The sequence below is a fragment of the Cryptosporangium japonicum genome, from assembly GCF_039524755.1.
GTDB lineage: Bacteria > Actinomycetota > Actinomycetes > Mycobacteriales > Cryptosporangiaceae > Cryptosporangium > Cryptosporangium japonicum.
In genome coordinates this window covers 15,537-36,183 of the sequence record NZ_BAAAGX010000004.1, presented here as the reverse complement: position 1 = coordinate 36,183, position 20,647 = coordinate 15,537, and the positions used below count along the sequence as shown (strand labels likewise).

Sequence of the window (20,647 nt, the reverse complement as noted above, 5' to 3'; positions counted from 1 at the left end):
GTGGCTCCCGGACCTGCCGGAACCACACACCTCACCACCCGCCCAGCGGGGCGAGCGAGTGTCGGGAGCCGAACCTTTCCGGCGTCGGCGGGGTGATCGAGCAGCGGGCCGATCCGGGAGAACCTGGGTCCAGGACGGGAGAGACGCTCCCGGACATGAGGCCTTGGGAGGCTGGACGACATGAGCGGCTGCTACGACTACTCGTACGACGAGTGCACCAACGACTGGGACTACAACTACTGCAAGCCGCGTCGCCGCCACCACAAGAAGCGCTACAACGACTGCTGGGACTACAACTACTGCTCCTGAACCACCCAGCAGCACCACCGGCCCGGACCGCGAACGATGCGCTCCGGGCCGCACCGTGTCAGGGGATGACCGAGCACCCAACGAGCTGTCCGCGGCAGATGAGGGCGCGCGCCGTCAGAGCAGCGAAGGCAACGAACGCGCAGCAGCCTGTTCAGATTGCCGCCTTAGAACGGGCCCAGTCGGAACAGACGGAGGCACACCGTCGCCGATATGCGGCTTCGTTCACCGTGTAAATCACCCTGTCCAGCAGGGAGACGCCGTACCTGACGGTCGCCATCGTCAACGCCAACGAGGTGCCACTCTACGATGTCACCGTCCTTGCTGGAAGCGAGGTCGGCGTATGCACCGCTCACTGCAACTTCGGGGGACCGCTGAGCGGCCGGCGCATCCTCGAGCGGCCAACCGATGCGCTAAGCACCCTCTTCAGCGACGCGGATCCCAACTCACTCCCTGAGAAACACGGATGGTGCCGGCTGCACACCAGCCGGTTCTGACAAGCTGGAGATCGCCTGGGCGGAGTGCGGTGACAGGAGAGGGCTGGCGATGCCGGGCCACACGGAACGCGAAGCAACATAGTTAACCCCGTTGGCCTGCGGAAAATGTCGCAATCGTGCGCACCCCGCGGCACGAGAGTGCGTTCTTTCATCGAATTCTTCTTCGCTCGGGCAAGACTCAAGCCCTCGGCCGATCGAGCCGGTCGTCTGATGGGACGGCCTGCGGCGGCGGCACCGCGGTAGAACGAGACCTGGCGGCGGAATCGGACCCAGGTCCCAACTGCGGTCCAGCGGCACAGCCGCCGACCACGGTCGCGTGCTAATACTCCGTTCGGACGAGCCATGACAGCCGTCCGTCCGGCCCATGCTATCCGTATGTTTGCAATCAATCGATTTTGATACTCTCGGCACCCGACGATCCCTAGCGTGGTTGCAGCCGCGGTTGGGGTGCCGTGGGGGATGAAAGCGACCGCGTCTGTATGTCTCAACAGCAAGACACACACCAAGAAAACAAAGGCCGGAACGCCTTAATTGGCTTGATTGTTTCAATTGTCGGCGTCGTAATTGCTATCTTTGCCGCCTGGCGCGACGTGTACGATTTCAGGCTCGGAAGTGGTGATCCAACCTATCGTCCGCTGCTCTACTTCGGCGTCCTGATGGCATCCCTAGGCGTGCTATTCCTGTTCTTTTTTAAACCGGTTAGAAACTGGAAATACTCTTATGGAACAATTTGCTTTGTATGTACCGGACTGGTTGCCACTCTTGGTATAACGCTGATCGCTGGCAGTGCCGCACAAAAGACCATAGAACGCCCTGTCTCCGAGAACGCCAAAGTCCCAGAATTCACCGCAACGATATCCGATCCGTCCAGGCAACCGCGGTCGAACCAAACCTTCACCTTGGACGGTGATCTGGCGGGACAAATGCCGAACGGCCATACGCTATGGATAATTGCGTGGTTGCCCGAGGATAAAGTCTTTTATCTTCAGCCTGGACCCTGTGTGGTCGTGTCGCGGGGTGGATGGACTTGCGGGGGAATCCATACACGCGCAGCCGGGGAGTGGGATTTCATCCTCGTCGTAGCAGACAGTCGCCGGACTAGCGAACTGGTCGAAGCGCTGACTTTGGGACAGAAATTCGACGATAGGAAGTACCCAGGCGAAGATCCGCGAGAATTCGACAGCTTTCGGGGCTGGGCGACAGAAAAGAACCGAAAGTCCTTTCTAGTAGCTTAGCGTTAGCCGCCCCCATCGCCGCTTCTGAACTCGAAGCGGAAATCGCGACGACGCGCACAATGCGTGCTCTCGTCGGCGCGGTCGCGCGTCGTTGCTATGCCCCGGAGGCCATTACGCGGCGAGGATGTAGTTCGGGAGACGATCGAGGTTCTTGCGGGCTCGGTCGTAGCGCATGGTGGTGCGTGGGTCGGCGTGGGGGGCGGCGATCTGGGTGTCGCGGAGGCTGACGCCGGCATCCAGCATCGTTGTCACGAAGGTATGCCGCAGCATGTGCGGGTGCAGGCGGGACATCCGGATCCTGGCGCTCACGGCAACATGCTTAAGCCGTCAGGTCGCGGCGTGCCGGTCCATCCGGCCGTCATGGGTGTTGCGCAGGATCGGGCCCCCGGGTCGTTCATCGACCACGCGGTCGAGTGCCCGGCCGACGGCGGGCGGTAGCGGGACCAGGACGACTTTGCCGCCCTTGCCGCGCACTCGCAGGACGCGGTGGCCGTGTTCCTCGCCGAGGTCGGCGATGTTCGCCCCTGTAGCTTCGAAGACCCGTAACCCGAGCAGACCGAGCATCGCGATCAGTGCGAGGTCGATGATGTTCGCTGAGAGTCTGGCGGTCGTGAGCAGGGCTTCGAACTGCAGGTGACCGAGTCTGAGCGTCGGTGATTCGGGTGGGACGAGTGGTCGGCGCACGTAGTCGGCCGACGAGCGGGACAGGATCTGGTCGATGACGCAGACCCGGTAGAAGCCGAGCACGACCGACAGTCGTCGGGACACCGTGGAGGGCTGGAAACAACGGACGTCTTGGAGCCAGCGGAGGTAGCGCCCGATGTCTGCGCGGGCGGCTGCGAGCGGATCGAGGCCTGCGCTGGTGCACCAGCGCAGGCAGACACGCAAATCGGACTCGGCGTGCAGCCGCGACGTGCCGCGGTAGCGACCGAGGTAGGCCGCGACGGCCAGATCGAAGACAGCCTGGTCTGAACGAGACTTCGCAGAGGTAGTCATACCTCACAGTCAGTCGCACGCACCCGAGCCACAACCACGAGCTCGCGGCGGCAGAAGAGGTCGTGACCAGCCCGATGCACGCTGAGACCATGCGGATCAGCGTCTGGGTGGACGATTGGCAGATGCAGTGCTGCGGCGAGCCCTTCGCCGTCGGTCACGAAGTCTCATGGACGCTGAAAGATACAGACGGGACGTGGCTGGAAGCGATACTCGGCGCGGGGTCGAATATGCACGTGGACAAAGCCGAGGAACACCACGGCGGTGGCCCTGACGGCGTAGCGCCAGTGACGGGAACCGTCACCTCGATCCACGCGGCCTACTGGCGGAGCGCGCCGCAGCCCGACGGCGACCCCAAGCAGCTTTACCCCGTCCCTGGATCAGGAGTCGTCACCGCCATCCACTTCGCAAACGGCCGAACGCCCGACCGGTCCGAACTGAAGTTCGCCGGCTACATTGTCGGACTCATGCACGAGTAACTCGTCGACCGCGCGGCGCTCGGAAAACTGAGCTACCAGACGACTGGACCGCTATGCGGCATGTGAGTGGCTTGGCCCACGAACCGCGCATGATTCTGCCTAAAACTGTACAGCGAAGTGGCCATCCGTCTACTACCAAAGACGCCAATGGACCTGCACGCTTGGAAGCTCAACGGAAGAAGCCAACCCCCAGAGCGCCAAAGGCCAACAGCCATAAGAGTGAGAGATCTATGAACTCAGATCGATGGCATATATTTGTCTCGTCAACCTTCGAGGATCTACAAGACTATAGAGAGGCGGCGCGAACAGCAATCCTTGGCCTCGATCATTTCGCAGACGATATGCTGTTTTGGTCTGCAGATGAACGAAGTACGCTATCGTACTCGACCGACAGAGTAGGCGACTCGGATGCTTTCATCTTGATACTCGCCCACCGTTATGGCACCATTCCCCCGGGCGGGGGGATCAGCATCGTGGAAGCAGAATATCTTGCGGCGCGTGAAGCAGGAATACCAATTCTTGCGTATTTTCTTGACGAGAAAGTCCCGTGGCCTCCTGATTTTGTCGATTTTCGCAATCGCGAACTTCTCGAGGACTTCAAGGACAAGGTTAGAACGGAAGTAACCAAGAAGACCTTCCGCACACCGGAAGAGTTAGCACTTCAAATAACTCAAGCACTCTCTCAGCTAGGACGTCGACGCAAAACACTGCAGAGCGAAACGGGGCTTCTGGCTCGGCGCGCAAAAGTGGTGAATTCGCCAGTAGATTTGTTATCCGAGCTCAATCCGTTGATTCAGATAGGGACTAGCGTTGACGGCCTGCCCCTCCTACTCCAAGTGAGTCGCGGAATCGATCTAGATCCAATATTTGAGGAGCTTGCTGAAATTGCATCGATCTCTGGCCGTCCAGCACCGACGGGCATGCTCGACACTTTCCGGCAATCGTTGGAGGGATACGCGGCAGAGGCATGGCTTGCCGCGCAGGTGCAAGAAGTGCATATGGCAACAGGTTCGCGGCAGACTTTGTTCGTAACAAGAACAAATCTTACACAATTATTTCAAAGCTTACTTAGCGGCCTTATCTTGGGCGGAGCTAGTTACCGAGTACGTCGCGGTAGAGGGGCAATCGACACGCATCCCTTGGGTGGGCCGATCTCCGCGTCCGTCATCAGAGCATTTGTCGCGAACGACACTTCCCCTGTGCGGCCACCAAGGGAACCATCTCTCGAATCCGTTGGCGGAGCCAACAGATTCCTCGGAGTTTCCCCTGTAACCGGTAACCTTTTCTCCGTTGGGCAAGTTGACGATCGGTGGACCGAATGGAGAGATTTCCACGAGGAATCAATTTCATCATCATTTCCCCACGTTCAATTCGTTTTGCGTGGTTCAGGCCAAATCGGGGAAGTAGCAGACGGCGGGACGTATACCGAAGCCCTTAAAGACTGCGCGCTGCATCTTGCAGACTCGAATGGCGAAATCGACCTGCATGTCGACGCATTCGTGAGTCGGATGGATGTAGCTGAAGTAATGGTCAAAGCAGCGCAACGGCTGGCCAGAATGCACGAAGTTGGCAGCGTTCACGGTGACCTAAAGCCAGACAATATCTTACTAGGGGCCTCTGGCCCCATCCTGATCGATCACTTTGCTCTACAGATTGGCGGCATCTCACCTGGCTGGACGCCAGAGTGGTCTGCTCCCGAGCAGGTTCTCGGGCTTCCTGTGTCGGCCGCGTCCGACATCTATTCGCTAGGTGTAATGATCAGCCGCCTAACCGGAGCTACTTTGGTTGGAGAGGTACGAAAGCTCAGGACACTACCGACTGCCGACGGCGACACTGAGTTTGACGTCTTCTACAACCCAATTCCAGCGCTGCCTCCAGGCCGGGCGACCCAAGATCCCGCCTCTTTTCGCGCCTGGTCCAGACTGGCTACTCGCTGCCTCCGATTTGATCCCGACCAGCGCATTACCACTGCGGAGGAACTAGTAGAACGGCTTAACGAGCTAATCGCCGAGCACCCGCTGACTGGTTTTCTCAAGGTCACCCTTCCAGGGCGCTTGGCGGTGGCTACTCTAATAGACGGCAGTACAACCGTCGTGCGCCTTCTCGAAGACTTTCAGTCAAGGCAAAAACCATCGCACGCCATCTGAAGTGACCGAAGCGATGGTGTGTTTGCGGATCGAGTCTTGATCCGCCGTTCTAAATGGAGGTAATGATCACCATCAGTCCGTGACCGTTAACGCACTCTCCTCGGCACGACAGGATGTTTTCGCGCCGAAGTTTGCCGCCCGCTCAAGCGGACGTGCGGTTGATCAGACTTGACTACTCTTGGTCTGCTGGTAGGTCGGCGTCCCCGATCAGCGGTAACGCGTAGGGCTGGGGTTCAAGTCGGCCCTCTGAGCTGGAGCCTTACGAAGTCTCGCGAGGGTTCGCAGGTGAACTCTCGGGGTGCTCGCAGGCACCTCGGCATGCGGCCGACAAGACGGCGTCCCGTTGAGAATGTCTTCCGGCTGCCGGGCGCTGTCGTGGCGGGCTCGTGGGGCAGAGAGATCTCGGTGGTCTGCTCCGAGTACCACTCGGACGTCTCCCCGGTGCGCGGACTATCGCGCCGTGGAGGCCTGGCTTCGTATCCTCGGCATCGGCTCCGGAGCGGGTTGGGCAGGACGCCCCACCCGTCAACGTTTTCTATCGGTGCGAGGACGGCTGCTCCAGAGCCACCCGTGGGCGGGCTCACCGAAGACCTGGGTGGCCGTGGTCCGGCGCCCAACGGGGTCACCTCGTTGGGCGAGCGCGGCCGCTAGCTGCAGTCCAGCTGGTCCCTCGGGTCGGCCGGCAGGGCATCGACAGTCACCTGGTCGGCGGTCCGCCAGAACGATTCTGAATAGCCACCCTGGTCGTTCAACTCCTGCAGCACCTGCCACTGGCGGCTGCCGCGCAGGGCGTCGACGGCCCGTTGGAGGGCGGCGGCGTCGCCTGCGTCCTTCGCGCGTTCCCATTCCGCGATCCATGCGCAGCCGACTCGGTTGATCACCTCGGCACCGAACTGGTAGGTGTCGTTCGTGCCGACGTCGTCCAGCGAGGCGAGGTCGAAGCCCGGCGGAAGCGGCACGTCGGCCAGTACCTTGGCCGCTTGCTCGCCCACCCGGTCGGGCGTGACTATGTCTGCTGGGAGCGAGTCCAGCCAGGTCCGGACCCCGACGTGCTCCACGTCTGCGAGCACCCGGTCGAGGTCGTCCCGCGTCCAGCCGGTGCCGTCGGTGCGCAACTCGGCGAACGCGGTGTCGCGGGGCGCGAGCACGACCGCGAAATCGGTCGCTGAGTACCGGATCACCTCACCGGGCCAACCGTCGACCTTCACCGGCTCCGGCTCGCTGACCCGGAGCCGGTCCGCGCGGTGATTGGCGTACTCACCGGCCGGGTACCAGTGGATGTCCAACGACTGTTCAGCGTTGCTGAACTCGATGGAGCCCTGTTCTTGAGCGAAGCCCGACACGGCCGTCACGGTCCAGCCGGGTCGGTCCACCAACAGTCGCGGGTTCTGCTCGGCTGCCTTCAGCGCCAGGGCAGAGTAGGTGAGGGCAGTGGTCGGGCTGGTGCCTCCGGGCGGGCCGGGGTCCGGAGCGGAGAGGGCGAAGACGCCCAGCAGGGCCGCGGCCGTGAGGCCGGCACCCGCCAGCGGCCAGGCCAAGCGACGACCGCGACGTGGCGCCGGCTCCTCGATCTCACTGAGGATGCGGGCGCGGAGCCGGGTCCGGACCGCCGGGGTGAAGGCACGCTCGGGCGGCAGGTAGGTGGGCTGCGGCGTCATGTCTTGTCCTTTCCGGCACGAGCGGGCACCGTTTCGATCCGGGGGCCGAGGATTCGGGCGAGACGGCTGGTGGCCCGGCTCACCCGTGATCGGACGCTGGGCTCGGCGATGCCGAGGACCGCGGCCGCGTCGGCGTAGGAGACACCCGACCAGACGCAGAGCACGAGCGCCTCCTGCTCGGACGGGGGAAGCTGCTTCGTCGTTTCGAGTACGACCGCCATCCGGCGCTCGTCGTCGAGTTTCTCCGCGACGGCGTCGGCGTGATCGGGGGTGTCCGGGGGTGGGCCGGCGCGGGCGATCAGTGCTTTTCGACGTTGTGACGAGCGGTGTTCGTCGTAGACGCGGTGGGTCGCCACGGTCAGCAGCCACGGCAACGCGGACTCCCGGACCAGTCTGAGATCGGCGCGACGGCGCCAGGCAGCCAGGAAGACCGCCGAGGTCGCGTCCTCGGCCTCCGACCAGTTGCCGGTCAGCCGGAAGCAGTGGTTGTAGACGGCCTGGCCGTGCCGGTCGAACAGCTCACCGAAGGCATGTCGATCGCCGGCGGCCGCGTCGGACCAGAGCTGGCGGTCGCTGGGCGGATCAGAACTCGTCATGGTTACCTGTCGCCGGCACCGACCCTCGCGTTGCGTCCGGCCAGCATCTCAGCCGCGGCATCAATGCGCCCCTCCGCATGCGGGCGCGCGCGAGGCCGTGCACGATTCGCCGCTACGCCCGGAAATTCCTCGGACGACTTGCCCGGAGACGCAGGAGGAACGGGCAACAAAGCCGCGCCGGCACGGCCGCCGTCGCCACCAGAAGCGCTACGACGACTGCTGGGACTACTGCTCCTGCAGTTGAACCAACCGATATCCGCATCGAAGCAGGGGCCGGGGAGCGATCGCTCCCGGCCTCACTGTTGTGCCGGAACGGAGCGGGTCATCACAAGCCCAGACGCATCCGGCGGCCGCCGGTCAGCCCGCGCCCCTCAGGGGGGTGCCCGGACGCGGCCCCCGCGGAACAGTCGAGATCATCCGACACGACGAATGGGCCCTTAAAAACACACCCCGACACACAGCTCCACACCTCCGCCACGCGCGCAGCGGCAGATGAGGGCGTCCAATGAGTTCCAGCGACCCGGGTCGCGCGGCGCAGGAAGGCCGATTCAAACGACTACTTTGGTGACGTTCCATAGGGCATAGTTGCGGCTCGTCCGCCCGCGCAGCACCGGCTTCGCGGCTCACGACTCAATGGGAGGCGCCGTGTCGGTTTGGGACGTGCTGGAAGACTCCCAGCGGCTTGCCTGGTCGTTGGCTCCGCTCTCCCACGCCGGCCCGCTGAGGTTCGGAATGACCGCCGACCAAGCCCACGCCACTATTGAGGTCGAACTTCGCGGCGCGGATTCCCGTCGAGCGCCCTGGGCAGCTACGGCTGGGCGAAGTACGGCTACGAGCACACGGCGGCGACCGGCCCCGCGGTGACCACGTACTACGACGAATCAGGCCGACTCTCCGGGCTCGCCGTGGATGCACTCCGCGGCCCCCAGGTGACGTTGGATGGCCTACGGCTGGTAGGTCGGACGCCCTCCCGGCTCGAAGACGAGTTTCATGACTACGCCGCATCCCGCGGCCACGAGGTGCGCTACTCGCAGCTCGCTGATCCCTGGGCGCCGCAACTCGGGCTGGTCCTACGGGTGCAACGAGCCGGAGACGTCGTCCTGAGCCGGCCTGTCTTTGTTGCGCGCAGTTGGGCAGGACGCTGCGGCGACACGACCGAGGGCGCAATTCCGATGACGGAGTGGCAAACCTTCGCGTAACGGCCGCGCCCCGGCGCGGTGACAAACCAGTGCGACCACCCAATCCGGACAGCGGCACGAGATTAGGTCGTCGGTAGCGAGAATCCGGTGGCCCGCCATTCGCTAAAGGTGTCGGCGACGTGGAGGAAGCCGTCGAGCTGTAGTGATCCGAGGTCGGAGTGGAATACCGGGCCGGGGGTGCTGGTGCAGGCGAGGAGGAAGCCGTAGCCGCCGCTGTCGTCTCCGATCATCAGGTACCCGGGTGCGTACTCGGCGACCTCGAAGGTGGTGTTGCGTTCGGGCAGTGTCTGTCGGCTGTAGAGCACGACACCACTGTCGATGCCGTGGTCGTCGTCGAGGACGTCGAGCCACTGCTGGTACGCGGGATCGGTGAGGGAGATCAGGTGTTCGATGGACGCCATACGCAAGATTGTCCGTCCGACGATGGGGCTGCGACGAGCGATCTCCGGCAGTGGGAACGCGGAGCTCGCCCGGCGGCATTAGCGAGTGTTCGGAAGCGAACGTTCCGGCCGTCGCGCCGCTGATCGAGTACGCCGCCGGGTCGCGCGAAGCTGGTGGCACAGCAGGGGGAACACACAAACTTTCTGGAGGCTGGACGACATGAGCGGCTGCTACGACTACTCGTACAACGACTGCAACGACTACTCCTACGAAGAGTGCAAGCCGCGCCGTCGTCGCCACCACAAGAAGCGCTACAACGACTGCTGGGACTACAACCCCTGCAGCTGACGATCAGCACCGAGGGCCGGGTAGCACACGCTTCCCGGCCCTCATCGTGTCCGCGGGGATCGGCCCATGGATCTGAGTGCCCGACAGCGGCAGAAGCGTATGGCCGTCATGCGGCAGCTTCAGATGGCCGCGTCTCGCGCTAGCACGCGTATCGCGCTGATGGCTGTCCGGCTGGGCAACGGGAGATGGACGGACCGGCACTCTGAGTCGGGGTAGCGGACGACCCGGTCGATTGCTCAGTCGGGTACTCCCGCGCGGGCGTCAAGCCGCTGTTGTCTGATGCCATCGGTTTCAATCAGGGGCATCGCCCGCGCAATGCGCTCCCTCACATGGTCAAGCCGCAATGACGCCGCGTGGGCCTGCTCTGATTCCCAAATCTCTGTCGCCCAGACACCCTCAGCATCAGTCTCGTCGACCGCAACGACGTAGAGCCGGTTGCCTGGGAGGGACTCGCCCGCCTCGCTCATGATCGTCAAAAGGTCATCGCGTTTCCCAGGCTTGGCGCCCAGGCGGCCGTGAAGCATGAACATGGCGAAACTCTACGGGGCGACCTGGCACGCACAACTCACCTCGTAGAACTGGTACAGCCGCCGGCCAACTGCATGCCCGTCTGGTCCCGGCGCGCGGAAACCTTGCCCTCGCCCAGGACGTTCACATTCATGACGAGCGACGCCTATCGCCGCACACCCTCGCGGTAGATAAGCGTGACCACGAGTGGCTGCTGCTACCGAGCGCTGAGCTGCTGAAAACGGTCAGAGTCCGTCACCGGACGTCGCCGGCCCGGATGCCCGCGGCACGGCGTCCGGAAGCGGCGCCCGCCCTGCGGCATGCGCGGCTGCCGCGGGCGGCGGCGTCCGAGTGACGGGGCCGATTCGGCGACGCCAAGCCCACCGGGGATTCTGACGTGGGGTGAGCAGAGGAGGGAAGGTACCAGCACCTAGGGAAGCCCCGACGACAGGCGCGTTCTGCCGCTGAGTCGTCCGCCCGCCACAGCGATCTGGCAGCGGCAGACGAATACGCGGTCCGCGTGCTCGGCGGGAGGACTGCCGCGACTGCCCGGCCCGACCGAACGTTCACCGGCTCCCGCCGGCCGACCGGCTACGGTCACGCTCATGAACCCGGACTTCTGGCAGGAGGTCGAACGAGTCGCGTGGCCTGCCGTCCCACGGGCATCCGATGCCGTACCCGGCCCGTCCAACAGCGTGCCCGACGCGCTGCACCGTCTGGACGCCGCCCGCACCGAGGCGGAGACCCGAGCGTCCTACCACTTCACTCTCGACGCCGTCGGACACGATCACTCCGGTCACCTCTGCGTGGTGCTGAACGAGGCGCTGCCCTTCCTGCTGCGCCTCGCCACCGAGGCCGAACCCTTCACTCGCCGCGCGGCCTGCGAGGTACTGATCGACGTACTCAGCTGGCTCCCCTCACAGACTCCTGCCTTCGACGACAAGCGCATACGAAGCTACCTGTCCCAATACCGGTCGGCGCTCCGACAAACGGCGAACCAACCAGACCCCGCGCTGGTCGCCGATAGCCAACGCGAACTCGCGGACGTCGTGGAGACCACACTGCGCGAACCATCCTGACCAGTTCGCCGCGGCAGACGAGTACGCGCACCGAACTCTGAGCCCCATTGCATCGAAAGCACACTCGGCGGCAATTGCGGACGTTGACATGCGCTGGCGCGGATATTCGTCGGAGGTTTTCAAGGTCACAGGTCGGGGCCAGGGTTGATGCCCGCGGCAAACCGGGCGAGCTGCTCGTCGGTCAGGCCGGTGGCGCTGACCGCGACGCCGAGGTTCCCGTCGAGAATCACGACCGCGGAAGGCCGGTCCGGCGGCCTGCCGGCCATCAGCCAAACCCGGCGCCCGTCGACCCGAATCTCCCGCCGCACGGGCTCGCCCGGCGTGAACCCCACCGCGAGCTCGTGGATATTGCCCACGCCGACCCAGACCCGGGCCCCCTCGTCGTGGGTGAACACCCCCGACCAGTACGGATAGACGCGGACCTGGTCGCTGGGACCGACGAACGCGACAGCGGCGCCGGTCGCCGGGTCGGACGTGACGGTTCCGGGTTTCAGGCCGTCCGGAAGATTGGCGAACCGCACCAGGTCAGCCACCGGACGCGGCCGGTCGACCAGCCTTTCGGCGATCCGGCGGAGGTCGTCGACGCTCACGCCGACCTCGTCCCTGCTCTCGGCATCGGCCCTGATCTGGATCCACTCGCCGGGCTTCCGTTCGAAGATCAGCAGCCGATACGCCAATCGGATCTCGCCGACGCCTTCCAGGTCGTCGGGCGGCGGCGGTGTACCGAGATGACCGTGGCGGGTTTCCCGTGCACCCGGATGGAGCTCTTCCTGCCCTCGTCCGTCTCGGGTGTCGGCTTGGTGTCCCGCATGGTCACGGTCAGCGTGGCGGGCGGGTCGTCGCGCTCGGTCCGCACCCTGTACGGGTCGCCGCGCTCGGTCTGCAACCCGTACGTCCCGGGGGCGAGCAGTGCCGCGCGGGGCGGGTGGAAACCGGACGGCAGCCAGCCCACGTCGACCGGCGACGCGAGCGCGTCGAGTCCGCGGGACGGCCCGGCGGGAACGAACCGGTCCGGGGCGGACTCGGTTCTCCAGGCGTGTCCGATGGGCCGCGGCCAGTCGGGGAGGATCCGGTCGTCGGCGGACTCGGTTCTCCAGCCCACGGTTATCCCGAGCAGGACGACCACCGCAGCCAGCACCCCGACCACTAGCCGCCGACGGGCCATGATGCGCCGGAACAGCTCCTTGCCCGGAGAGAATCGACCGTCACTGTGGAGCCACACCCTGGACTGCAGGGCGGCCAGCATGGCCGGAGAAACCTGACCGTCACTGTTGAGCCACGCCCTGGACCGCATGGAGGCCACCATGGCAGGCGCGCGCAAGGGTGTGGATCAGCATCGGTCGGTGCCACTTCGCTGCTAAATCCGGACGACACTCGCAACGCAATCAGGCTTCAACCGCTATCGGAACTGGACGAGCAACGCTGAATTACCCGAAGTGCAACAAGACCACTTGATGCGGCAGTTTAGGATGTCGAACTGCACGAATACCTGTAGGCCAGAAATATCACAAGCCGATGATGATTGGCACAATCTTCCTACCTGCCGAAACCCCATGCAAACGCTGCGAGACACGGCCTGAACAGCCGAAATGGAAAGATCAAGACAATCGCTTGCTCGGTTCCCACAGTTGAGGAGCACAGGGTTAGGAGTCCGCTACCGCTGGACCATTCCTGAGGCAAGTGCTGCCGGCGCCTGGGTGATCGGTTCTCGCCAACCTCCTGTCGGGGTACGTATGAACGTTGCCAGGTAGGTGCGGCTGAACGTGACCAGCCCGCCGACCTGATCGCGCACCTGGCGACCGCAGTCTCGCTGCGGAACCGCGTGTCTGGAGCTTCCGCGGGTTGCCCGTGGCTGTGGTGGCACGTCACGGATGCGCCAGATGACCGTCAGATCGGTTAGTTATTCGGCTTCAGATGGCTGAACCTTGTTACCTCAGGCCTCGGCGTGTCGATCCGGCTCCGCCCGCTCCGTGCTGTAGACACGACTCGCCTATCGAGATCGAACGTGTCGCGACTTCACAAAGGTCGCTGATCGGTCCACGGCTATGGCGGTTGCGGCGAGACGCCACGCATCGCCCATGAAGACTGGAATTCGCCGATCATACATCAATTCAGGGAGAAAAATGAAGCGCTTGCATATGAATGCTCTTGTTGTGGCGCTATTGGTCGCTGCTACAGGATTTCTGATTCCCGGAGCCGCGGAGGCAGCAGCACCTCCCGCCAGGCAGGACTCCTTCCCGGCGATTCATGAGTCGAGATACGCTGGCCCGGTTGGCAGTTCGTTGGTGAGACAGTCTAGCGATCGGTTCGAGGGAACCCTTTTTCGAACATATCACCACGATGAATGGGTCGGCTTCCCGCCGAGGTTGCGCCGCTACTACTTCTATGTCAGTCTCGCGGCCCCGAGCGACATCGGTCAAGAGCGTTGGGACCAGCTCCTGAGCTTCTCTAAGTGCGCGATCAATCAGGTGGCGGAGGCTGCTGCTGTGGCTGTGGTAACGGGCGGGATCAGCCTTGCTGATGCGATTAACAGGCTCGGAATCATCGCGGCTAACTGCGGGGCTGTCAACCCGGATGACATTGCCCGAGCCAGTATCTTCACCTACGTCGGTAGGTGACTTAACCGAGGACCGGCATCGCGCCCGTAATCGTGTGGCGCGATGTCGCCCGCATCTTGCGGCGGCGAGTAAACCGTCAGTGGAGTCACGGCGTTGATTAGATTCATTCGGTGTGTTGTCAGCAGCTCGCCGAGGTTAGACTGCGCCTAATTGGTCGCCGCACCGGGCTTCGGTTCTGCGCTGACGGGTCGATCGACCGCGATTGTAAGGGTGTTCGACGACAGTCGGAGCATCGCAGTGGTCCAGACCCCGACGTAGACGTCGCTGGACAAGAATTAACCCACACACCTGTCTGTAGCGCGAGTGTTACTGGCGGTGCAGCAGCGCATACGGCGAAACGGGGCATGCCTAAACCCGAATCAATCTACCTCGTGGCCGGTAGAGTCATCGCGCGCCTCTTATTGCTCTGGGCAGAACTTCCGCTCATCGGCATGAGCGAGCATTGTCGCGCGGCACGGCCGGGCCTTCTACCAACGGCTCCCCGGCCGACTCGCTGAGAGCGGAACCAACAGCACCCAACCGGGCGAGCCCAACCGCATGCCCAATCCCCACGCAATGAACATGCCGGATACCGGCGCCGACTGTTGGGCAAGCCGATCGACGACCTGCCGATGCTGCTGCAGCCCGGCGTGCTGGGCATCGCCTGGGGGTCGGTGGTGCGCCAGCTGGGAGTCGCGCTGGATTCGGTCGAGGAGTCGTTCACGCGGTTGCCGGCCCCGGAGGCCTTCGCGATCCCGTCGGGGTCGATCGGCCAGGGCACCGCCGCCGCACCGCGGTTCGAGGTGCGGTGCATGCGTGGTGGCCGCGCGGTGTGCGTGCTGGAACACATCACCCGGTTACGCCCCGACCTGGGGCCGGACCGGCCGCAGCCGACAGGTCAGGGCGGGTACCGGGTGATGGTGACGGGCGAGCCGAACTACACGCTCGACACGACGATGCTGGCCACCGACGGGGACCACGACACGGCGGGCCTGAAAGCCACCGCGATGCGGCTGGTCGACTCGGTGCCCGCGGTGGTCGCCGCCGCGCCCGGGCTGCTCACCGCTCTCGACCTTCCGCTGGCCACCGGCCGCGGCCTGGTCCGCCCCTGACTCCCCCACGTCACGGCGGCCGCTCCGTGCGGCGACCCTCGCCGGTGCCGGCGACGAGTTCCCGGGCTGACGACGGCTACTCGGGGTATCTGGCACCGAGGTAGGCCCGGAAAGCCGTCGTAGACCCGAGAACTCTTGGTCCCGCCCGGCACGCCTCCTACCGGGTCGGCCGGGTGAGCCACTTCAGGATCGCCGCGGTCGTTTCCTGGGGTTTCTCCTGCTGGATCCAGTGCCCGCAGTCCAGGCTGACCACGTCCACGTTCGGCACGAATTCCGTCAACCGGTCCGCCCTCGCGACCGGGTCCTGGTCGCCGTAGATCATGAGCGCGGGCTGCCGGATGATCGGGTCGGCCTCGGCCAGCAGGCGCCAGTTACGGTCCAGGTTCCGGTACCAGTTGATTCCGCCCGTGAACCCGGATCCTTCGAACGCGGCGACGAAGACGGCGAGGTCGCTGTCGCTCAGAACGGGCTCGCCGAGCGGGGTCTCCGCCCGGGCCAGGTTGATGAACGCGTTGCCGGGCCGCGGCTCGGCGGGGGGCACGTTCTTCCGGTACAGGTTCCGGAGGAATCGGAACGGGTCCTCCTCGAACACGGCGTCGGCGACGCCCGGCTGACGGTTGAAGTGGACGAAGTAGAAGTCGGGGCCGAGCACGGCCTCCATGAGTTCGATCCAGGGCGTCTCCCCGCGCTCCTGGTAGGGCACGCTCAGCGCGACCACGCCGTTGACCCGCCTCGGGTGCAGCAGAGCCAGGCCCCAGACGACGAACGCGCCCCAGTCGTGGCCGACGAACGTGGCGTCCTCGTAGCCGTAGTGATCGAGGAGGCCGACGAGGTCGCCGGACAGGTGGGCGATGTCGTAGTCCGTCACGTCGGCGGGGCGGGACGACGTGCCGTACCCCCGCTGGTTGGGGACGATCACGTGGTAGCCCGCGGCGGCCAGGGCCGGCACCTGATGGCGCCAGGAATAGGCGTGCTCCGGCCAGCCGTGGCAGAGCACGATGGGGTTCCCCGCGTTCTGCCGGCCGGCCTCGAACACCTCGAGTTCCACACCGTTGACGCAGATGCGGGTGGGCTCGGGAAAATCAGTTGTCATGCCGGCATCCTGCTGACCGATACCGGTCATCTCCTGACCGGTTTTGGTGGAAGCGTTGTCCGGGTGCGAGCCGACCGGTTGATGGCCATCCTCCTCCTGCTGCAACGGCGCGAGCAGGTGACCGCGGCGGAAGTCGCCCGGGAGCTGGAGATCTCCGAGCGCACCGCCCGCCGCGACCTCGACGCCCTGGGCGTGGCCGGTGTGCCGGTGTACTCCGTGCAGGGCCGGGGCGGCGGCTGGCGTCTCGTGGGCGGTGCCCGCACCGACCTGTCGGGGTTGACCGCGGGTGAGGCCCGCGCCCTGTTCATGGTCGCCGGCCCGGCCTCGTCCGGCACACCGGCCGGAAAGGCGGCGCTGCGCAAGCTCGTCCGTGCCCTGCCCGAGCCGTTCCGGGCGCAGGCCGAGGCGGCGGCGTCGTCGCTCGTCACGGACCCGCACGGGTGGGGGTCGAGCCGGGCCGAGCCCCGGCAGCCTCGCTTCCTCGACGAGCTCCAGGACGCGGTGATCCGCGGTGTCCAGGTCCGGCTCGGCTACGTCGACCGCGAACGCAGCGGAACCGAGCGGACCGTCCATCCGCTCGGGATCGTCGCCAAAGGCCCGTCGTGGTACCTCGTCGCCACCACCGACGCCGGCCGCCGGACCTTCCGGGTCGACCGCGTGTCGTCCGTCGACCCGACCGGCGAACCCGTGCACCGGCCCGCTGACTTCGACCTCGCCGAGAGCTGGCGCGCGATCGCGGACGAGGTCGAACGCCGGCGCACACCGCTCGAGGCCCGGGCGGTCTGCCCACCCCAGGCGCTCGGCGTGCTCCGGATCGGGTTCGGCGATCGGCTCGAGGTGGGAGGATCCACGGCCGACGGCCGCATCGAGGTGGTGATCCGCGGCAACGACGAACTCGCCGGCGAGCTCGCCGGGCTGGTCGCCTACCTCGAGGTGACCGGCCCGCCGGGGGTGCGCGACCGGCTCGCGTCGATCGGCGACGTGCTGGTCGCGCGATACGGCCCACGCGGAAATGGCCAGAAGTACGACGGCGCGGCCCGTTCGTGAACTTATGACCGGGGAGAGGACCTCGGTCGCTCGCCCAGGATTGCCGGCATGTCCCGGCACATGTCGCGAACCGCCGCGCACGACGTCCAACCCGTACCCGATGCGACGCGGGCACCCGAGCGCATCGTCGCGCTCGACGTGCTCCGTGGATTCGCGCTGTGCGGCATTCTCCTGGCGAACGTGAAGCCGATCGCCCACCGGGGCGGCGAACTCACCGCGACGCACCTTCCGGAGACGACCTCGGCCACCGCACTGCACCTGCTGGTCGACCAGCGATTCTTCCCGATTTTCTCGGTGCTCTTCGGGATCGGCTTCGCGCTGATGCTCGACTCCGCGCGGGCACGAACCAGGCGGCCACGGATCGTGGTGCTGCGTCGGCTGCTGGCCCTGTTCGCCGTCGGGCTCGTCCATTTCCTGCTGTTGTGGCGGGGCGACGTCCTCACCGTTTACGCGATCGTCGGCCTACTGGTTCTGCTGCCGTCCACGTGGCTACCGCGGTGGGTGGTCGCCGCCGGCGCCGGGGTACTCGTCGTGCTGGCGGCGACCCTGTTCGGGGGCTGGTACTCGCTGATCCCCGGGCTGTTCCTGCTCGGGGCGGCGCTGACCCGGTACGGGGTGGTCGCCCGGATCGACGCTCGTCCGCGTATCACCGCGGTGCTGGGCCTGGCCTTCGCGCTCGCCGCCGTTCCGGCGGTCCTGGTCCAGTTGCGAGCCGGATCCACTGATCCGGGTGGTTTCCGCATCGCCTACCCGGTCGCCGGGCTGCTGACCGCCGGTGCCTACGTGTGCGGAATGCTGTTCCTGCTCCGGACCGGGCTCGCCGCGGTCCTGACCGCCGTCTTCCGGCCGCTCGGGAGGATGGCACTGACCAACTACCTGACCGCGACGCTGCTGGTGCTGGTGATCTCCGGCGTGGCCGGCGACTCGGACCGCTGGCCGACCGGGGCGGTGGTCACGGTCGCGGCGGCGGTCCTGCTGGTGCAGTGGACGTGGTCGGTCCTCTGGTTGCGCCGATACCGCCAGGGCCCGGTGGAGTGGGTGTGGCGCTGGGCGACCTGGTGGCGTCGACCGCCCCTGCGGCGTACGCCCTGAGCGGTCCACCTGGTAGCCCACGGAGTGGTGGTCGGGGCGGTTCGTCAGGCGACGCAGAACTCATTGCCCTCCGGGTCGAGCAGGACGACGTGCCCGAACTGCCCGCCGTAGAACTCCTCGCGTACGACGGTCGCCCCGGCGGGCACGAGACGGGCGACCGTCGACCGGATCAGGTCTTCGCGTTCCGCCGCATCACCCGGCATCTCCGCGGCGACCCGGAGATCGATGTGCATCCGGTTCTTCGCCGTCTTGCCTTCGGGCACCCGCAGGAAACCGATAGCCGGACCCCTCCCGTCGGGATCCACGATCGAGGCACCGTCCGGGTCCTCGTAACCGGGCTCGAACACGTAACCCAGTGCCTCCGCCCAGAACGCCGCGATCCGCTGCGGATTCTCGGCGTCACATCCCAGCGTCCACCGCATCGCCATCCGGCACACGCTACCGCCGGACCAACCCCTCGGCCGCGTTGCGCGTCGCCGTTGCGCCGATTCGGCTGCGCGCAGGTCACGAGCGACCGGCACCCCCGCTTTGCGGCCGAGGAGCATGCTGGGGGTCGTGTCCGATTCGCGCACGGTCGGCCGGCTCGTGGCGGCGGCGGCCCGAACGCACCTGCGTCCGCTCGGTTTCCGGCCGCAGGGTCGGCGCCGCCTCTGGTACGACGACCGCGGATGGTCGCTCGTCCTGGTCGAGTTCCAGTCCGGCCGCACTCCGGGCGTCTATCTCGACGTCGGCCTGATGTGGCTGTGGAACGAGCACGAACACTGGGCGTTCGACGAGGGCTCGCGCGTTCACTGGCGCAGCGACGGTTCCTTCAGCGGTGACTCACCGCCCGGCGAGCCCGGCTGGACGCAGCACGTCACGTTCCGCGCTGCCGACGACTTCGCCGACGAGATGACCACGGTGGCTCGCATCGCGGGGCAGCGCGCCGTCCAGCTCCGCGAGCAGTTCCCCGACGTCGGAACGACCGCTGACCGGCTGTCGACACGACACGTCCGGCCGGCCGAGTCGCGGCTCCGGCTCGCCTTCGACGGCGGAGCGGCCGCCGCGCTCCACGGCGACGCCTCCACCGCCGCACGGTGCTGGCAGGCGATCGCTTCCGCGGACGACAGGCTGTTCGTGAGCTGGGAACACACCCTGAAACACCGCGCCGAACAACTCCTCGATCTCGCGGACGACCCGGCAGCACTGCAGAACGAAGTCGTCCGATCAGTCCACCGAAGCCGCCAACTGCTGGGCCTGCCGACGTCAGCAATTTCCGTGACCTGTCCGGTCCGACCTGCGGACCGGACAGCATTCTGACGATCGTGGTGTCCGAATGAGCCGGACGACAGGTAAGTCGCCCCACCGCGACGGTTGATCCCCGAAACTGGGAGGAGGCCGGGCAGAAGTACGGGGGAAACAAACTTGGAGTTCGTCGGAACACCGGACGGCCGGCGGCTGGCGGTCGAGACGTGGGGGGACCCGAACGGAAGCCCGGTGTTCCTGCTGCACGGCACCCCGGGCAGTCGGCTGGGCCCTCATCCCCGCGATGCGGTGCTCTACCGGCAGCGCATCCGGATGATCGCCTACGACCGGCCCGGTTACGGGGGGTCGGATCGCTCGTTGGGCCGAGTGGTCGGCGACGCGGCCACCGACACGGCCGCGATCGCGGATGCGTTCGGCATCGATCGGTTCGCGGTCGTGGGCCGGTCCGGGGGCGGTCCGCATGCTCTGGCCTGTGCGGCGCTGCTCCCCGAGCGGGTCACGCGGGCGGCGGCCCTGGTGACGCTCGCACCGCCCGACGCCGACGGGCTGGACTGGTTCGCCGGCATGTCGCAGTCCAACGTGCGCGAGTACACGATCGCTTCCTCCGGAGGCACCGCGTTCTCGACCTGGGTGGAGGAGGCCGCCGACGTCATCCGCGCCGATCCGCGCCGGCTGATTCTCTCCTTGCTGCAGGAGGTGCCCGAGCCGGACCGGCGGATCGTCGCCGACGCCGGCATCCGCGCGATGCTGGCCGGCAACTTCGCCGAGGCGCTCAGGGAATCAGCACACGGTTGGGTGGACGACTCGCTGGCGTTCCGCTCCCCGTGGGGTTTCGAACCCCGGTCCATCGACCGGCCCGTCGTGCTGTGGCACGGCGAGGACGACGTGTTCTCCCCCGTCGGGCACGCCCAGTGGCTGGCCGAGGAGATCCCGACCGCCCAGTTGGTGCGCCATCCCGGCGCGGCCCACTTCGGCGCTTTGGGTGTGCTGCCCAACCTGCTTCCGTGGCTGGTCGCCGACGTCCGCGCGGCCTGAC

The 20,647-nt window shown here is 65.9% G+C and carries 21 protein-coding genes and 1 pseudogene; 12 read left to right on the top strand and 10 right to left on the bottom strand.

Going from position 1 to position 20,647, the window contains the following annotated elements; all coding sequences use genetic code 11:
• The first annotated feature begins 180 nt into the window (after nt 1-180).
• Together ABD437_RS03255 and ABD437_RS03250 are read left to right on the top strand one after the other, a co-directional pair.
• Nucleotides 181-309 (top strand): hypothetical protein, encoded by a 129-nt coding sequence (locus ABD437_RS03255; protein WP_344647219.1) that lies wholly within the window; start codon nt 181-183, stop codon nt 307-309.
• 946 nt (nt 310-1,255) lie between these two features.
• Complete coding sequence (locus ABD437_RS03250) at nt 1,256-2,038, top strand: hypothetical protein (RefSeq protein ID WP_344647218.1); 783 nt, start codon at nt 1,256-1,258, stop codon at nt 2,036-2,038.
• A 111-nt stretch (nt 2,039-2,149) separates the two neighbouring features.
• Here ABD437_RS03250 and ABD437_RS03245 read toward each other — a convergent pair whose 3' ends face one another.
• Nucleotides 2,150-2,347 carry a site-specific integrase gene (locus tag ABD437_RS03245; protein WP_344647217.1) on the bottom strand — a complete coding sequence of 66 codons (198 nt, stop codon included), beginning with the start codon at nt 2,345-2,347 and terminating at the stop codon, nt 2,150-2,152.
• 18 nt (nt 2,348-2,365) lie between these two features.
• A complete protein-coding gene (locus ABD437_RS03240; RefSeq protein ID WP_344647216.1) occupies nt 2,366-3,034 on the bottom strand; it encodes a tyrosine-type recombinase/integrase in 669 nt (222 codons plus the stop codon).
• A gap of 62 nt (nt 3,035-3,096) precedes the next feature.
• Here ABD437_RS03240 and ABD437_RS03235 point away from each other — a divergent pair, with 62 nt between their 5' ends.
• Together ABD437_RS03235 and ABD437_RS03230 are read left to right on the top strand one after the other, a co-directional pair.
• The gene (locus tag ABD437_RS03235) at nt 3,097-3,510 is read left to right on the top strand and encodes a DUF6578 domain-containing protein (protein ID WP_344647215.1); all 414 of its coding nucleotides are present in this window, start codon (nt 3,097-3,099) and stop codon (nt 3,508-3,510) included.
• 230 nt (nt 3,511-3,740) lie between these two features.
• Complete coding sequence (locus tag ABD437_RS03230) at nt 3,741-5,657, top strand: DUF4062 domain-containing protein (RefSeq protein ID WP_344647214.1); 1,917 nt, start codon at nt 3,741-3,743, stop codon at nt 5,655-5,657.
• A 647-nt stretch (nt 5,658-6,304) separates the two neighbouring features.
• On the opposite strand, the gene ABD437_RS03225 is transcribed toward ABD437_RS03230, so the two are convergent.
• From ABD437_RS03225 to ABD437_RS03215, 3 genes are all read right to left on the bottom strand, one after another.
• Nucleotides 6,305-7,315, bottom strand: a complete 1,011-nt coding sequence (locus tag ABD437_RS03225; RefSeq protein WP_344647213.1) for a hypothetical protein — start codon at nt 7,313-7,315, stop codon at nt 6,305-6,307.
• The gene (locus ABD437_RS03220; RefSeq protein WP_344647212.1) at nt 7,312-7,911 is read right to left on the bottom strand and encodes an RNA polymerase sigma factor; all 600 of its coding nucleotides are present in this window, start codon (nt 7,909-7,911) and stop codon (nt 7,312-7,314) included. Before ABD437_RS03220 ends, ABD437_RS03225 begins: the two co-directional genes overlap by 4 nt.
• Before the next feature lie 1,261 nt (nt 7,912-9,172).
• Nucleotides 9,173-9,511, bottom strand: a complete 339-nt coding sequence (locus tag ABD437_RS03215; RefSeq protein ID WP_344647211.1) for a hypothetical protein — start codon at nt 9,509-9,511, stop codon at nt 9,173-9,175.
• A 199-nt stretch (nt 9,512-9,710) separates the two neighbouring features.
• Between ABD437_RS03215 and ABD437_RS03210 the strand changes: the two genes are divergently transcribed.
• Nucleotides 9,711-9,839: a hypothetical protein gene (locus ABD437_RS03210; protein ID WP_344647210.1), complete on the top strand. Its 129-nt coding sequence runs from the start codon at nt 9,711-9,713 to the stop codon at nt 9,837-9,839.
• 236 nt (nt 9,840-10,075) lie between these two features.
• On the opposite strand, the gene ABD437_RS03205 is transcribed toward ABD437_RS03210, so the two are convergent.
• Nucleotides 10,076-10,369 carry a putative quinol monooxygenase gene (locus tag ABD437_RS03205; protein WP_344647209.1) on the bottom strand — a complete coding sequence of 98 codons (294 nt, stop codon included), beginning with the start codon at nt 10,367-10,369 and terminating at the stop codon, nt 10,076-10,078.
• Nucleotides 10,370-10,951: 582 nt separating this feature from the next.
• On the opposite strand from ABD437_RS03205, the gene ABD437_RS03200 reads away from it, so the two are divergent.
• A complete protein-coding gene (locus tag ABD437_RS03200; protein ID WP_344647208.1) occupies nt 10,952-11,425 on the top strand; it encodes a hypothetical protein in 474 nt (157 codons plus the stop codon).
• Between the two features lie 125 nt (nt 11,426-11,550).
• Here the strand turns inward: ABD437_RS03200 and ABD437_RS03195 are convergent, their stop codons facing one another.
• Together ABD437_RS03195 and ABD437_RS03190 are read right to left on the bottom strand one after the other, a co-directional pair.
• Entirely contained in the window at nt 11,551-12,102 is a 552-nt protein-coding gene (locus ABD437_RS03195) for a hypothetical protein (protein ID WP_344647207.1), read from the bottom strand.
• Nucleotides 12,084-12,719: a hypothetical protein gene (locus tag ABD437_RS03190; RefSeq protein WP_344647206.1), complete on the bottom strand. Its 636-nt coding sequence runs from the start codon at nt 12,717-12,719 to the stop codon at nt 12,084-12,086. The genes ABD437_RS03195 and ABD437_RS03190 overlap by 19 nt, the downstream gene beginning before the upstream one ends.
• 784 nt (nt 12,720-13,503) lie before the next feature.
• Between ABD437_RS03190 and ABD437_RS03185 the strand changes: the two genes are divergently transcribed.
• Together ABD437_RS03185 and ABD437_RS03180 are read left to right on the top strand one after the other, a co-directional pair.
• Nucleotides 13,504-14,043, top strand: a complete 540-nt coding sequence (locus tag ABD437_RS03185; protein ID WP_344647205.1) for a hypothetical protein — start codon at nt 13,504-13,506, stop codon at nt 14,041-14,043.
• Nucleotides 14,044-14,630: 587 nt separating this feature from the next.
• Nucleotides 14,631-15,134 (top strand): annotated as a pseudogene (locus ABD437_RS03180) (diacylglycerol kinase); the annotation flags it as partial.
• 157 nt (nt 15,135-15,291) lie between these two features.
• Here the strand turns inward: ABD437_RS03180 and ABD437_RS03175 are convergent.
• On the bottom strand, nt 15,292-16,227 hold the full coding sequence (locus tag ABD437_RS03175) for an alpha/beta fold hydrolase (protein WP_344647204.1): 936 nt from the start codon (nt 16,225-16,227) through the stop codon (nt 15,292-15,294).
• A gap of 63 nt (nt 16,228-16,290) precedes the next feature.
• On the opposite strand from ABD437_RS03175, the gene ABD437_RS03170 reads away from it, so the two are divergent.
• A complete protein-coding gene (locus tag ABD437_RS03170; protein WP_344647203.1) occupies nt 16,291-17,274 on the top strand; it encodes a helix-turn-helix transcriptional regulator in 984 nt (327 codons plus the stop codon).
• A gap of 48 nt (nt 17,275-17,322) precedes the next feature.
• Entirely contained in the window at nt 17,323-18,366 is a 1,044-nt protein-coding gene (locus tag ABD437_RS03165; protein ID WP_344647202.1) for a DUF418 domain-containing protein, read from the top strand.
• A 44-nt stretch (nt 18,367-18,410) separates the two neighbouring features.
• Here ABD437_RS03165 and ABD437_RS03160 read toward each other — a convergent pair whose 3' ends face one another.
• Entirely contained in the window at nt 18,411-18,794 is a 384-nt protein-coding gene (locus tag ABD437_RS03160; protein WP_344647201.1) for a VOC family protein, read from the bottom strand.
• A gap of 127 nt (nt 18,795-18,921) precedes the next feature.
• On the opposite strand from ABD437_RS03160, the gene ABD437_RS03155 reads away from it, so the two are divergent.
• Together ABD437_RS03155 and ABD437_RS03150 are read left to right on the top strand one after the other, a co-directional pair.
• On the top strand, nt 18,922-19,665 hold the full coding sequence (locus ABD437_RS03155; RefSeq protein ID WP_344647200.1) for a hypothetical protein: 744 nt from the start codon (nt 18,922-18,924) through the stop codon (nt 19,663-19,665).
• Nucleotides 19,666-19,770: 105 nt separating this feature from the next.
• A complete protein-coding gene (locus ABD437_RS03150) occupies nt 19,771-20,646 on the top strand; it encodes an alpha/beta fold hydrolase (protein WP_344647199.1) in 876 nt (291 codons plus the stop codon).
• The last annotated feature ends 1 nt before the right edge of the window (nt 20,647 follow it).